12 protein-coding genes are annotated in these 12,021 nt (G+C 69.8%); 2 read left to right on the forward strand and 10 right to left on the reverse strand.

The features are described from left to right. The first annotated feature begins 73 nt into the window (after positions 1-73). On the forward strand, positions 74-1,489 hold the full coding sequence (locus ACZ5XO_RS00085) for an SLC13 family permease (protein WP_464163321.1): 1,416 nt from the start codon (positions 74-76) through the stop codon (positions 1,487-1,489). Between the two features lie 4 nt (positions 1,490-1,493). On the opposite strand, the gene xth is transcribed toward ACZ5XO_RS00085, so the two are convergent. From xth to ACZ5XO_RS00100, 3 genes are all read right to left on the reverse strand, one after another. Then, positions 1,494-2,297 carry an exodeoxyribonuclease III gene (gene xth / locus ACZ5XO_RS00090; RefSeq protein WP_464163322.1) on the reverse strand — a complete coding sequence of 268 codons (804 nt, stop codon included), beginning with the start codon at positions 2,295-2,297 and terminating at the stop codon, positions 1,494-1,496. Positions 2,298-2,520: 223 nt separating this feature from the next. Then, entirely contained in the window at positions 2,521-3,156 is a 636-nt protein-coding gene (locus ACZ5XO_RS00095) for a LolA family protein (RefSeq protein WP_464163323.1), read from the reverse strand. Between the two features lie 293 nt (positions 3,157-3,449). Beyond that, the gene (locus ACZ5XO_RS00100) at positions 3,450-5,942 is read right to left on the reverse strand and encodes an FtsK/SpoIIIE family DNA translocase (RefSeq protein ID WP_464163324.1); all 2,493 of its coding nucleotides are present in this window, start codon (positions 5,940-5,942) and stop codon (positions 3,450-3,452) included. A 132-nt stretch (positions 5,943-6,074) separates the two neighbouring features. On the opposite strand from ACZ5XO_RS00100, the gene ACZ5XO_RS00105 reads away from it, so the two are divergent. Next, the gene (locus ACZ5XO_RS00105; RefSeq protein WP_464163325.1) at positions 6,075-7,325 is read left to right on the forward strand and encodes a UbiH/UbiF/VisC/COQ6 family ubiquinone biosynthesis hydroxylase; all 1,251 of its coding nucleotides are present in this window, start codon (positions 6,075-6,077) and stop codon (positions 7,323-7,325) included. Positions 7,326-7,366: 41 nt separating this feature from the next. Here the strand turns inward: ACZ5XO_RS00105 and ACZ5XO_RS00110 are convergent, their stop codons facing one another. The 7 genes from ACZ5XO_RS00110 to ACZ5XO_RS00140 all read right to left on the reverse strand — a co-directional run bounded on the left by ACZ5XO_RS00110 (position 7,367) and on the right by ACZ5XO_RS00140 (position 11,894). Next, entirely contained in the window at positions 7,367-7,543 is a 177-nt protein-coding gene (locus ACZ5XO_RS00110) for a hypothetical protein (RefSeq protein ID WP_464163326.1), read from the reverse strand. Beyond that, the gene (locus ACZ5XO_RS00115) at positions 7,540-7,746 is read right to left on the reverse strand and encodes a hypothetical protein (RefSeq protein ID WP_464163327.1); all 207 of its coding nucleotides are present in this window, start codon (positions 7,744-7,746) and stop codon (positions 7,540-7,542) included. The genes ACZ5XO_RS00110 and ACZ5XO_RS00115 overlap by 4 nt, the downstream gene beginning before the upstream one ends. Next, a complete protein-coding gene (locus ACZ5XO_RS00120; RefSeq protein WP_464163328.1) occupies positions 7,746-7,871 on the reverse strand; it encodes a hypothetical protein in 126 nt (41 codons plus the stop codon). Before ACZ5XO_RS00120 ends, ACZ5XO_RS00115 begins: the two co-directional genes overlap by 1 nt. Positions 7,872-7,961: 90 nt before the next feature. After that, the gene (locus tag ACZ5XO_RS00125; RefSeq protein ID WP_003166576.1) at positions 7,962-8,156 is read right to left on the reverse strand and encodes a Trm112 family protein; all 195 of its coding nucleotides are present in this window, start codon (positions 8,154-8,156) and stop codon (positions 7,962-7,964) included. A 144-nt stretch (positions 8,157-8,300) separates the two neighbouring features. Next, complete coding sequence (locus ACZ5XO_RS00130; protein WP_464163329.1) at positions 8,301-8,960, reverse strand: LON peptidase substrate-binding domain-containing protein; 660 nt, start codon at positions 8,958-8,960, stop codon at positions 8,301-8,303. Between the two features lie 13 nt (positions 8,961-8,973). After that, positions 8,974-9,867 (reverse strand): tetratricopeptide repeat protein, encoded by an 894-nt coding sequence (locus ACZ5XO_RS00135; protein WP_464163330.1) that lies wholly within the window; start codon positions 9,865-9,867, stop codon positions 8,974-8,976. A 260-nt stretch (positions 9,868-10,127) separates the two neighbouring features. Next, positions 10,128-11,894, reverse strand: a complete 1,767-nt coding sequence (locus ACZ5XO_RS00140) for a tetratricopeptide repeat protein (protein ID WP_464163331.1) — start codon at positions 11,892-11,894, stop codon at positions 10,128-10,130. Positions 11,895-12,021: the final 127 nt, after the last annotated feature.

Below are 12,021 nucleotides of genomic sequence, written 5' to 3' on the forward strand. Positions count from 1 at the left end.
CGCTGAAGGGCGCCCCCGGCCGAACGACCGGCATCCGCAGCGGGGGCGAGGGCCGGGGAGGGTCCGCGCGCGCGTGACGCTGGATCAGATCATCGCACTCATCGTTCTGGTCGCCGTCGTCGGCCTGATGATCCATGGGCGGATGCGGTCCGATGTCGTGGCGTTGAGCGGCGCGGCGGCCCTGCTGCTGCTCGGGGTCGTGCGTCCGGTCGAGGTCCAGAGCGCCTTCGCCAGCCCCGCCGTCATCGCCCTGGCGGGCCTGTTCGTCATCGCCTACGCCATCGAGCTTTCGGGTCTGCTGGGGCTGATGATCCGCAAGGCCACGGCCCTGTGTCGGCGTTTCGGCGCGGTCGGCATCTGGGCGGTGATCGGCCTATGCGGTTCGGTCGGCGGCTTTTTGAACAATACGCCAGTGGTGGTGCTGGCCGCGCCCGTGGTGCGCGACATGGCCCGGTCGCTGAAGCTGTCGCCCAAGCGATTCCTGATGCCGCTCAGCCATGTGACCGTTCTGGGCGGCCTGCTGACCCTGATCGGCACTTCCACCAATCTTCTGGTTAACGACATGGCGCGCAATGCGGGCCAGCCGGTCTTCAGCCTGTTTGAGATCACCCCGGTCGGCCTGGTCATCGCCCTGGTCGGCGGGCTTTGGCTCTATGTCTTCGGCGCGCGCCAGCTGGGCCGCACGGCCAGTCTTGATGAAGAGGCCGAGGCCGAACGCGAGCGGCAGGAGGCCGAAGCCCAGGCGGCGGCGCGGCAGTCGCGTCTGGGCCGCTGGCGTCTGCCCTTCACCCTGCCGTCGCTAAGCGGGTTCGGTGAAAGCCGTAACCAGCGCGACGGCACCGGCGACGCTCATCTGGGCGACGTCGAGATGTACGCCTCGGCCGATCGGCCCCTGCAGTGGCGGCGCGCCCTGATCGCCCTGACGGTCTTTGTCCTGGTGGTGGCGGCGGCGGGGCTGGGGATCGCGCCCATCGCGGCGGCGGCCTTCGCCGGGGCGGTGGCCTTGATCCTGCTGGGCGTGCTGACGCCGGAAGAGGCCTATTCGGGACTGAAGCCGGACATCCTGCTGCTGATCGCGGGCATGGTGGTGGTCGGCACCGCCATCGAGGTGACGGGTCTGGCGGCCCAGGGCGCGGGCCTGCTGATCGAGGTGATCCGTCCGTTCGGGCCGCTCGGCGCCCTGATCGTGCTGTATGGCGTGACCCTGTTCGCGACCGAGCTTCTGTCCAACGCCACGGTGGCGGTTCTGGTGACCCCGATCGCGGTGGCCCTGGCCGAGAGCCTGGGGGTCGATCCGCGACCCTTCCTGGTGGCGGTGATGATGGCCGCCTCGGCCGCCTTCGCCACCCCCTTCGGCTATCAGACCAATGTCCTCGTCTATCAGATGGGGGGCTACAGCTATCTGGACTTCGTCCGGGTGGGGCTGCCGCTGAACCTGATCACCTGGGCGGCGGCCATGGTCGCCATCCCCATCTTCTTCCCGTTCTGAAGGGTCAGAGGTCCAGATCCATGACGACCGGGGCGTGGTCGCTGGGCCGCTCCCATTCACGCACGGTGTCCAGGATGCGGGCGCTGCCCTTGACCACGGCGGGCGTCAGGCCGGGCGAGGTCCACAGGTGGTCCAGACGCAGGCCCCGGTTCGAGACCCGGAAGTCCTTGGCGCGATAGCTCCACCAGCTGGCCAGCTTGACCGGGTCCGGGATCTGGTCGCGCACCACATCCGCAAAGCCGCCCGCGTCCTGAAGCCGGCGCAGGGTCTCGATCTCGCCCGGCGTGTGGCTGACGACCTTGAGCATGAACTTGTGATTGAAGACGTCGTTGTCGCCCGGGGCGATGTTGAAGTCGCCGGCCAGGACCAGGGGGCGCTGCCGGTCGCGGGTCTTCATCTCGGCGGTCAGGCGCTCGTAGAAGTCCATCTTGTGATCGAACTTCGGGTTCAGCTTGCGGTCGGGAATGTCGCCGCCGGCCGGGATGTAGAAGTTCTGCACCTCAACGCCGTTGATCAGGCCCGAGACGCAGCGGCCGTGGCCCTCACGGCAGACGTCCAGGGCGGGGCCTTCGCCGTCGAGAATGGGCAGGCGGCTGGCGATGGCCACGCCGTGCCAGCCCTTCTGGCCGCGGATCTTCAGATAGGGCAGGCCCATCTGCTCGAAGGCTTCGCGAGGGAACTGGTCCTCGGTGCACTTGATCTCCTGCAGGCACAGGACGTCGGGGGCGTATTCGGCGACGAAGCGGGCGATCTGGTCGACGCGCAGGCGGACCGAGTTGATGTTCCAGGTGACGATGCGAAGGGTCATGACCCGGCCTTAGCACGGAGCAGCCATGAAAAAAGCGCCCGGAACGGGTCCGGGCGCTGATCAGGTTCGTCTCTCTCGCCGCCGGGAGGGGATGATTCCATGGCGGACAGAACGGCCGCCGCCGTTCTGTGGTCAGAATGTCACACGAACGAAAAAAGTCAAATCAACAAAATGAGTCAAGGTTGTGCCGGTGATGCGACATCCCTCGCTCTGGTTGCGGCGTCTAGTTGCGACCGGGACGACGCGTCGGGTCGCGCAGCTGGAACAGGCTGGCGGCGAGGCCCGAGGCCGGCTGCAGCGAGGTCAGCTGGATGCGGGTGCGCGACCCTTGGGCGTCGGCGATCGTCCATTCCTGCAGACGCAAGGGCGACCCGGCGAAGGCCAGGATGACCGAGCCTTCGTTCGGCTTGGACGCATCGCGCGCTGTGATGGCGAAGGCGCCCGACGCCATGCGGGTGACGCGGTCGATGCGCACGCCCTGATCCAGACGGACCTCGCGCGCCAGGAAGGTCGACAAGGGCGTGGCCCGCAGGGGCACCTGGCGGAAGACGTTCAGGCGCGGGTCGTAGCGCTTGACGTTGGCGCCGTCGGCCACGACCAGCAGGCCCGCCGGGTCGCTGTATTCAAAGCGCATCTTGCCGGGGCGTTGCAGCCAGAACTTGCCGGTGCGGCGCTGACCGCCCGGTCCCGTCTCGACGAAGTCGCCCTGGGCCGCGGTCAGGGCGGTCAGATAGGCCTGGGCCTGACGCAGGGTGGCCTGATCCTCGGCGGACAGGTTGGATTGGGCCGAGGCGGGCGCGGCGGCGAGGACGGCCAATGCGGCGGCGCTGAAGCCGAAGGCGCGGCGTGAAAGGGTCATGTCTTTTCTTCTCCCGTTCTGAACGGTTTTCGACCCGACGAGGGTGTGAGTTTCATCCGGCAGGCTGATGACGCCAGCCTGACCATATTCCGGCGCTTCGATGAAGCGCTGTTCATTGTTTTTGGGGTCCTATCGCTCGCGACGCGGTCGTTCACTGCCTGAGGACGTGAGGCGTTCCAACGGGCGCGAGCCGCCAGAAGTTCCGTTCCTGGCTTCGGCGCTGAAGCAGCGAGGCTCCGCGAGCCGAGCTATAGCGCCCGGCGGCGAAGCCGCCGCTCTCGGCGCAGCCGAGCCTACATTGGAGGCGGCCCGGCCAGGATGTCGCGCTTGCCGGCGTGGTTGGCGGGGCTGACCACGCCTTCCTGCTCCATGCGTTCGATCAGGGTGGCGGCGCGGTTGTAGCCGATCTGCAGGCGGCGCTGGATGTAGGAGGTCGAGGCCTTGCGGTCGCGGGTGACCACGGCCACGGCGCGGTCGTAGAGGTCGTCGCCCGACATGCCGTCGCCGTCGCCGCCCATGGCTCCGTCGCCGTCGCCGTCCGGCTCGTCGGTGATCAGGTCCAGATAGTCGGGCTCGGCCTGGAGGCGCAGGTGCTTGCACACCTCCTCGACTTCGTTGTCGCCGACGAAGGGGCCGTGCAGGCGGGTGATGCGGCCGCCGCCGGCCATGTAGAGCATGTCGCCCTGACCCAGCAGCTGCTCGCCGCCCTGTTCGCCCAGGATGGTGCGGCTGTCGATCTTCGACGTGACCTGGAAGGAGATCCGGGTCGGAAAGTTGGCCTTGATGGTGCCGGTGATGACGTCCACCGACGGGCGCTGGGTGGCCATGATCAGGTGGATGCCGGCGGCGCGGGCCATCTGGGCCAGACGCTGGACGGCGCCTTCAACGTCCTTGCCGGCGACCAGCATCAGGTCGGCCATCTCGTCCATGACCACGACCAGATAGGGCATGGGTTCGGGGCGGATCTTCTCGCTTTCGTAGACGGGGCGGCCCTGCTCGTCGAAGCCGGTCTGGACGGTGCGTTCGAAATGCTCGCCCTTTTCCTGGGCTTCGCGGGCGCGCTCATTGTAGCTGGCGACGTTGCGGACGCCGAGCTTGGACATCCGGCGATAGCGGTCCTCCATCTCGCGCACGGTCCACTTCAGGGCCACGACCGCCTTCTTGGGATCGGTGACGACCGGCGCCAGCAGGTGCGGGATGCCGTCATAGACCGACAGCTCCAGCATCTTGGGGTCGATCATGATGAAGCGGCACTCGGCGGGCGTGTGACGATAGAGGATCGACAGGATCATGGCGTTGACCCCGACCGACTTGCCCGAGCCGGTGGTGCCCGCGATCAGCAGGTGGGGCATGCGCGCCAGGTCGGCGACATAGGGCTCGCCCCCAATGGTTTCGCCCAGGGCCAGCGGCAGCAGATGGCTCTTCTTGTCGTACTCACCCGAGGCCAGCAGGTCGCGCAGGAAGACGGTCTCGCGCTTGGCGTTGGGCAGTTCGATGCCGATGGCGTTGCGCCCCTGCACGACCGAGATGCGGCAGGCGCGCGCCGACATGGAGCGGGCGATGTCGTCGGCCAGGGCCACGACGCGGCCGTGCTTCACGCCCGGCGCGGGGACCAGTTCATAGAGGGTGACGACCGGGCCGGGGCGGATCTGGTCGATCACGCCGCGCACGCCGAACTCCTGCAGCACGCCCTCCAGCATCTTGGCGTTCTGTTTCAGGGACTCCTCGTCCACGGCGCCGCCGCGTTGGCCCGGCTTGGCCAGGATGCCGAGCGAAGGCAGGTCGAAGCCCTCGCCGGGCTCGAAGTCGAAGGTCTGCTGATCGGCGTCGCTGCGGGGCTTGGGCGCTTTGACCGCCGCCACGCGCGGCTCGACCGTCTTCGGCGCGCGGGCCGAGGGCGGCGCCACCGGGGCGGGGGCCGCCTCCTCCCACGGCGGAGCATAGGCGGCGGGTTCGTCGTCGGCGTAGGGATCGGCCGCATAGGGGTTGTCATCGACAGGAGCGGCGGCGGGCGGAGTCTCCGGCTCGGCCTCGAGCTCGGTTTCAGGCAGGCGGTGGCGCGGCTTGCGGGCCGGGGCGGCGGCTTCGGCCACGATGCGGGCGTCGCCCTTGAGACCGGCCCTGGCCGGCGCCTTGACCTTGGCGGGGCGGTCCGCGCGATGGGCGGCGTGCTTCTCGGCGGCCCAGCCGGCCGTGTCGGTGAAGTCGCGCAGGCGCAGGCCCACGGCGTAGCCCAACCCCCACAGGCCCAGGATCAGGAACAGGCCGCCGACGATCCAGCGTCCGGCCGGGATGTGCACGGCGGCGAGGCCTTGCGCCGACAGGCCGGTCACGCCGTCGCCCCACAGGCCGCCGAGCCCAGCGGCCAGAGGCCATTTGGCGGGCGCCGCCAGGGCCGACAGGGCGGCGGACAGCAAAAGGACGCCGACGATCGCGCAGAAGACCTTGAAGGCCGTGGGCTGCAGCCGGTGCTGCAGGGCGTCGCCGATGGCCGTCGCCAGGCCGAAGGCGATCAGCAGCAGGACGGCGGGCCAGGCGGCCAGGCCCAGGGACTGCATCATCAGGTCGGCGAAGACGGCGCCGGTTCCGCCCAGCCAGTTGGTCGCGCCCTGCGTCGAGGCGGCGTTCAGACTGGGGTCCGCGGGGTTCCACGAGATCATGGCGACCAGCAGCAGGCTGGCCAGCAGGGCTTGCAGAACGCCGCGGAACCGTACGGCGAAGGGCGCCGCCCAGACGATGCGGGCGGTGGACCAGGCGCGTTGGCCGAGCGCGAGGGCGACGGACATGAAGGCGAACCTCAGAAGAACAGGCCTCCCTTGTCGCGCGACAGGGTTAAGGGGCTGTTTACCAGGTGACGATCAGACCGCCGCGACCTCTCGCCTCTGGACGCGGGCGGCCATCAGCGCGACACAGGCGGCATGGCTCAGACGGACTACGACATCATCATCGCGGGCGCGGGACTGGCGGGGGCGACGTTCGCCCTGGCCGCAGCCCAGGGCGGGCTGAAGCCGGTGCTGGTCGACCCCCAGCCGTTCGACGCCCAGCTGGCGCCGACCTTCGACGGGCGTTCGACCGCCATCGCCTATTCCACCTTCCGCATGCTGGACGCCCTGGGGCTGGGCGAGAGCCTGAGGCCGCACGCCTGCCGCATGGACCGCATTCTGGTGACGGACGGCAAGCGGCCGGGCGCGGCCAGCCGCCCGCCGTCGCCGGCCTATATCCGCTTTGACGCCGACGAGATCGGTGACCGCAACGGCGGCGAGCCCCTGGGCTATATGCTGGAGAACCGCCGCATCCGCACGGCCCTGGCCGAGGCTGTGACCGCCGCCGGGATCGAGGTCCGCGCCCCCGCCAGCGTGGCCGGGGTCGAGGTCGGGCCGGGGCTGGCAAGCGTGACGCTGAAGGACGGCGCGACCCTCGCCGCGCCTCTGGTCGTGGGCGCCGAGGGGCGCGGCTCGACCGTGCGTCGGGCGGCGGGCATCGACACCTTCGGCTGGGGCTACGGCCAGAGCGGCGTGGTGGCCACGGTCAGGCTGGGCCGTGACCACGGCAATGTCGCCCACGAGTATTTCCTGCCCGACGGCCCCTTCGCCATCCTGCCCCTGACGGAGCAGAGCGCCAGTCTGGTCTGGACCGAGAGCACCCGCCGGGCCGAGGCCCTGAAGGTCGCCTCGGACGAGGCCTTCCACGCCCACCTGATGCGCCGCTTCGGCGAGTTCCTGGACGGGGTGGAGGTCGTCGGGCCGCGCTTCGTCTATCCACTGTCGCTGCAACTGGCCGAGAAGCTGACGGCGCCGCGCATCGCCATCCTGGGCGACGCCGCCCACGGGGTGCACCCGGTGGCGGGGCAGGGGCTGAACATGGGCCTGAAGGACGCCGCCGCCTTGGCCGAGGTTCTGACCGACGCCATGCGCATCGGTGAGGACATCGGCTCGGAACTGGTGCTGGAGCGCTACGCCCGCTGGCGCCGCTTTGACAACGCGGCGCTGGCGGCGGGCTTCGACGGCTTCGTGCGGCTCTTCTCCAACGACCTGCCGCCGGTGCGGCTGGCGCGCGATCTGGGCATGGCGGCGGTCAACCGCATCGCCCCCCTGCGCCGGGCCTTCATGCACGAGGCCGGCGGGGCGACGGGGGACTTGCCTCGCCTTTTGCGAGGCGAGAGTCTCTAAGAGGGGCCTATCGCCCTTCGGGCTACTTGAGGCCCGTTTGGTCAGTCGTGGGCGTGCAGCAGGACGTCGGCGTGGTCGCGGCGGTCGGCTTCTTCCACCGCGCAGCGCAGGGCCGAGGCGCGGGTCTGGAACAGGCCGAAGAAGAGGCCGTCCGAGGAGGCCAGACGCCAGACCCGGCCCAGGCGGCGGATTTCGAACAGGACCGGCCTTGTCGTCATGCCCGGGGTTCCGTGTGGCGCAGGCGGTCGGCCTGGGTCTGAAGCTGGCGGGCGATGCGCAGGGCGGCCTCGCGGTCCTTGAAGGGGCGTGTGGCGCAGTCGTCCAGGGTGACGCACCAGCCGCCGTCGCGGGCGACGACGCCATAGGCGCGGGCGGGGTGCGGGCGCGGGTCCGGCGCCCGCCTGTCGGGATAGCCGCTCATCATCGCGGGCGGCCCTGATTGCGGGGCGTGCAGCCGAGATAGAGGGCCAGAACGGTCTGGGTCATGCGCCAGACGCTGGGGACGGCGGGGCGCAGGGACTGGTTCAGCAAGGCGCGACGGCTCATGGGGGGCTCCTTCATGAGGCGAAGAAGACACCCGAGAGGCGTAAGGACGCGATGCGGAAAGCGGCCCGCCGCCTAAGGGCGGCGTAAGGCTCAGTCCAGAGGCCGCGCGTCCTCGGCCAGCATGATCGGCACGCCGTCGCGGATGGGGAAGGCCAGTTTGGCGCCGGCCGAGACCAGCTCGTTGCGCTCGCGGTCATAGGTCAGGCGACCGCGCGTGACGGGGCAGACCAGGACCTCCAGCAGGCGGGGATCGACCGAGACGGGGGTGTTGAAGGCGTCGCTCATCATCTTTGTTTCCTATCGCTCGCGCCGCTGGCGCTCGCTGCTTGAGGAAGTTTGGCTTCTTAGGGGGCTATCGCGCTTCGCGCTACTTGAGCCCGTTTGGCGGGGCATGATCCAAAAAGGGCGGCGAATCCGGGCGGTAGTGACCTACTGCATCGCCGGGCCGTCGTCGTCGTCGCTGGCGGCGGCTTCGATACGCAGGAGGGCGGTCAGGGCCCGCGCGCGGGCGTCCAGGGTCTCGGCCTCCAGCAGGGCCTGTTTCTCGGGCGGCTCGAACGGCAGGGCCATGGCCAGGCTGTTGATCAGGGCCTCCTGGGGCGCGGCCTCGGCGGTGTCCCAGTCCACGTTCAGACCCCGGTGCTCCAGATAGGGGCGCAGGGCGTCGAGGAAGCTGTCGCGGTCGAAGTCGGCGGCGGGGTCCGGTGCGCGCAGGTCGGGCTCGAACGGGGCGAAGTCGGCGCGGACCTGACGGTAGGGGGTCCTGACCTGCAACTCGCCGGTCACCCGGAACCGGCAGACCCCGGTCAGGGTGATCAGATAGCGCCCGTCCGAGGTTTCATTGAAGCTGGTGATGCGGCCGGCGCAGCCGACGCGGGCCAGGGGCGGCTGGGGCTCCAGGGCGCTGGTCTGGGGCTGGATCAGGCCGATGATCCGGTCCCCGGCCATGGCGTCGTCCACCATGTTCAGATAGCGCGGCTCGAACACATTGAGCGGCAGCTGGCCGCGCGACAGCAGGATCGACCCCGGCAGGGGAAAGACCGGGATCACCTGGGGCAGCTCGATCGCCTTGATATAGCCCTGGGCCATCGCCGGTCTCCGGTCAGGCGAAGAGGATGGAGGACAGGCGACGACGGCCGTCGCGAGCGACTTCGCTGGTCGCGCCGGCCGCCTCGAACACCGTCAGCAGCTGCTTGCGCGCCGCCTGATCGTTCCACTCGCGGTCGGCCTTGACGATGGCCAGCAGCTGATCGACGGCGCCGTTCAGGTCGCCCGCCGAGGCCAGGGCCAGGGAGAGGTCGTAGCGGGCCTGATGATCATTGGGATCGGCGGCGATCCTTGCTTCCAGTTCGGCGTTGGCGCCCGTCGGCGCGGCGGCGGCGAGCGTCAGTTGGGCGCGCACGCTCTGGACCGTGGGATCGGTCGAGTCGGCGGGGGCCATGGCGATGGTCTGACGCGCCTGCTCGGCGTCGCCCTCGGCCAGATAGACGCGGGCCATGCCGGCGATGGCCTTGGGGTTGTCCGGCTCCATGGTCAGGACATGGGCGAAGGCCTGGGCGGCGCCGCCGAGATCGTTGAGGCCCAGGGATTCCTCGCCCAGCGACAGCAGTTGCTCGACGTCGGTGTTGACCCCCGCACCGCCGGTCAGCTTGTCGATGAAGGCCTTGATCTGGCTGTCCGGGATGGCGCCCTGGAAGCCGTCGACCGGCTGGCCGTTGACGAAGGCGTAGACCGTCGGGATCGACTGGACCCGCAGCTGGCCCGCATAGGCCGGGTTGGCGTCGACGTCGATCTTGACCATTTTCACCGCGCCGGCGGCGCCGCGCACGGCCTTTTCCAGAGCGGGGCCCAGCGTCCGGCAGGGGCCGCACCAGGTGGCCCAGAAGTCGACGATGACCGGCTGATGCTTCGAGGCCTCGACCACGTCCTGCATGAATGAGGCGTCCGTGCCGTCCTTGATCAGGTCGTCGGAAAGCTTGGGGTCGGCGAAGGTCATGATCGGGTCCGCATCAGGGTCGAAGAATCGTAACGGATCAGATGGCGTCGGGATGCCTCATCATCAAGCGCCAAGTGACGACCCTGAGGCGTCTGGCCGCAAGGGGCGGCCGGTCCGCGAGAAAAACAGAGTCCAATTCGTCTGAATCGTATGAAATCGGCGATCCGATTCAACCTGCCTATAGCGGATCGCTGCGTCAGAAGGGGTCGCTCCCGAAGTAAGCCCTCCCCCTCGAGGGGGAAGGGAGCAAGGAGAGGGTTCTATAAGCGATCCATGCGCAGCCAGCGACCGTCGCCCAGCCAGGCGGCGCGCAGGGCCGCTTCCGCCGTCGCGGCCTCGTCGGCGTGGCCTTGCGCGGCTTCGCTGCGGGCCAGGCCGTAGAGGGCCCAGCCGTTGGCGGGCGTCTGGGCCAGGGCGTAGCGGAAGGCGACGGCGGCCTCGGCGGGGCGACCGGCCTGATAGAGGGCCGCGCCCAGCGACTGGTTGACCGGATAGTACCAGTAGGGCGGCTCCTGATAGGGCAGGTCGGCCTCGATGTCGGCGGCGCGGCGATAGTGGTCGGCGGCCTCGAGGTGTCGCCCGCGCGCCGTCGCCAGCCGTCCGCGCGCCACGGCCTCGGCCAGACTCAGAAGGTCAGGCGCCGGCACGCCCTGGGCGATCATGTCGGCGAAGGCGTCCGAGGCCTTCAGCGCGTTCAGCGCCGCCAGTTCGCGATCAAAGCTCCTCTGGTCGCGCAGCCGGGCGTAGGCCACGGCCCGGGCGTAGTGACGCATGGCGAGGGCGTAGGGCAGGCGGGCGTCCGGCGCAGGGGCCGACAGGATGGCGCGCGGCTCGGCGAACTGGGCCAGGGCCTGATACGGGGCGGCGTCGATGACCTGGATCCAGGCGATCCGGGCCGAGGTGGCCGGGTCCAGCACCGTGCGCAGGCGCCGCGCCTCGGTCAGGGCGGTGGTCATGTCGCCGGCCATCTGGGCCGAGGCGACGATGAAGTGGATGTTGTGCGGATAATAGCCGTAGCGCACCAGGCTCTCGTCGCCCGCATCGCGGATGAAGGCCTCGTCGGCGCGCGCCGCCGCCACGTTCAGGCGGATGGAGTCGGCGTAGCGCCCGCGCCGCACATAGATGTGGCCCGGCGTGTGGACCAGATGGCCTGCGCTGGGCGTGGAGGACGCGGCCAGGCGGTCGGCGGCGGCCTCGGCGCGCTGGGGATCGGCGGCCTCCAGCAGGTGGATATAGAGGTGGGCCGCCTGAACATGACCGGGGTTGCGGGTCAGGACCGCCTCGACAAGGCGCACGGCCTCGCCGCTGCGGCCGATCGAGGTGCGCTTGTCGGCCTCCCAGTAGTTCCAGGGCGTGGTGTCCATCGCCGCCTCGGCGGCCAGGACGGCGATGTCGTCGTCATCAGGAAAGCGGGCGGCGACGGCCAGCATGGCGTCGGCGTAGGCGGCGTCCAGGGCGGCGCGGTCGGCGGCGGGATCGCGGGAATAGCGCAGGGCCAAAGCCTCGATCAGGGCCTGTTCGCGGGGGCTGGCCTTCTCGCGCAGGGCCATGGCCCGGTCGCTGGCGTTCAGCGCGGCGGCCCGGTCGCGGTCGTCCATCGGGGCGTTGATGTTGGGTCCCAGCGACAGGGCCTCGCCCCACCAGCAGGCGGCGCAATCGGGATCGAGGCCTTGCGCTTCGCGGAAGGAGCGCACGGCCCCGGCGTGGTTGAAGCCATAGGCGAACATCAGGCCCTGACTGAAATAGGCCTGGGCGCGGGGATCGTCGGTGGTCGCCCTGAACGCCGAGGTCGTCAGGTCGGGATAGAGGGGGATGGCCTGAGCTTGACGGATTTGGGGCTGGCTGGCGGGGGCGGCGACGGCCGAGGCGATCAGCAGCTCACGCAACAAGGCTCCCCCTGTGCTGGCGGGACCGCAGATCGCATCGAGCGCGCCCGGCGTCGCAGCGGGCAGGGGCGACAGGGCGCTGGAACCCGTCAGGACCAGACCAACGCCGCTCACGGCCAGGGCTTTCCACAACAGTCGCATGCACCGTCTCCCTGACAGGGTCTGACGCGATGAACGCTCGCGGCGCCGGGGGGGGGGGGGCGCTGGAATGAAGAACGGCGATATTATGGGCTGTCGCATCGCCTGGACAGGGCGATTCAGGGAAACG

This window comes from Brevundimonas sp. T2-11, assembly GCF_055397675.1.

Excerpts from the sequence above, each read along its gene's own strand:
- xth (WP_464163322.1), bottom strand. The coding sequence starts at position 2,297 with ATGACCCTTCGCATCGTCACCTGGAACATCAACTCGGTCCGCCTGCGC.
- ACZ5XO_RS00095 (WP_464163323.1), bottom strand. The coding sequence starts at position 3,156 with ATGACCCTTTCACGCCGCGCCTTCGGCTTCAGCGCCGCCGCATTGGCC.
- ACZ5XO_RS00100 (WP_464163324.1), bottom strand. The coding sequence starts at position 5,942 with ATGTCCGTCGCCCTCGCGCTCGGCCAACGCGCCTGGTCCACCGCCCGC.
- ACZ5XO_RS00105 (WP_464163325.1), top strand. The coding sequence starts at position 6,075 with ATGGCTCAGACGGACTACGACATCATCATCGCGGGCGCGGGACTGGCG.
- ACZ5XO_RS00110 (WP_464163326.1), bottom strand. The coding sequence starts at position 7,543 with ATGACGACAAGGCCGGTCCTGTTCGAAATCCGCCGCCTGGGCCGGGTC.
- ACZ5XO_RS00115 (WP_464163327.1), bottom strand. The coding sequence starts at position 7,746 with ATGAGCGGCTATCCCGACAGGCGGGCGCCGGACCCGCGCCCGCACCCC.
- ACZ5XO_RS00120 (WP_464163328.1), bottom strand. The coding sequence starts at position 7,871 with ATGAGCCGTCGCGCCTTGCTGAACCAGTCCCTGCGCCCCGCCGTCCCC.
- ACZ5XO_RS00125 (WP_003166576.1), bottom strand. The coding sequence starts at position 8,156 with ATGAGCGACGCCTTCAACACCCCCGTCTCGGTCGATCCCCGCCTGCTG.
- ACZ5XO_RS00130 (WP_464163329.1), bottom strand. The coding sequence starts at position 8,960 with ATGGCCCAGGGCTATATCAAGGCGATCGAGCTGCCCCAGGTGATCCCG.
- ACZ5XO_RS00135 (WP_464163330.1), bottom strand. The coding sequence starts at position 9,867 with ATGACCTTCGCCGACCCCAAGCTTTCCGACGACCTGATCAAGGACGGC.
- ACZ5XO_RS00140 (WP_464163331.1), bottom strand. The coding sequence starts at position 11,894 with ATGCGACTGTTGTGGAAAGCCCTGGCCGTGAGCGGCGTTGGTCTGGTC.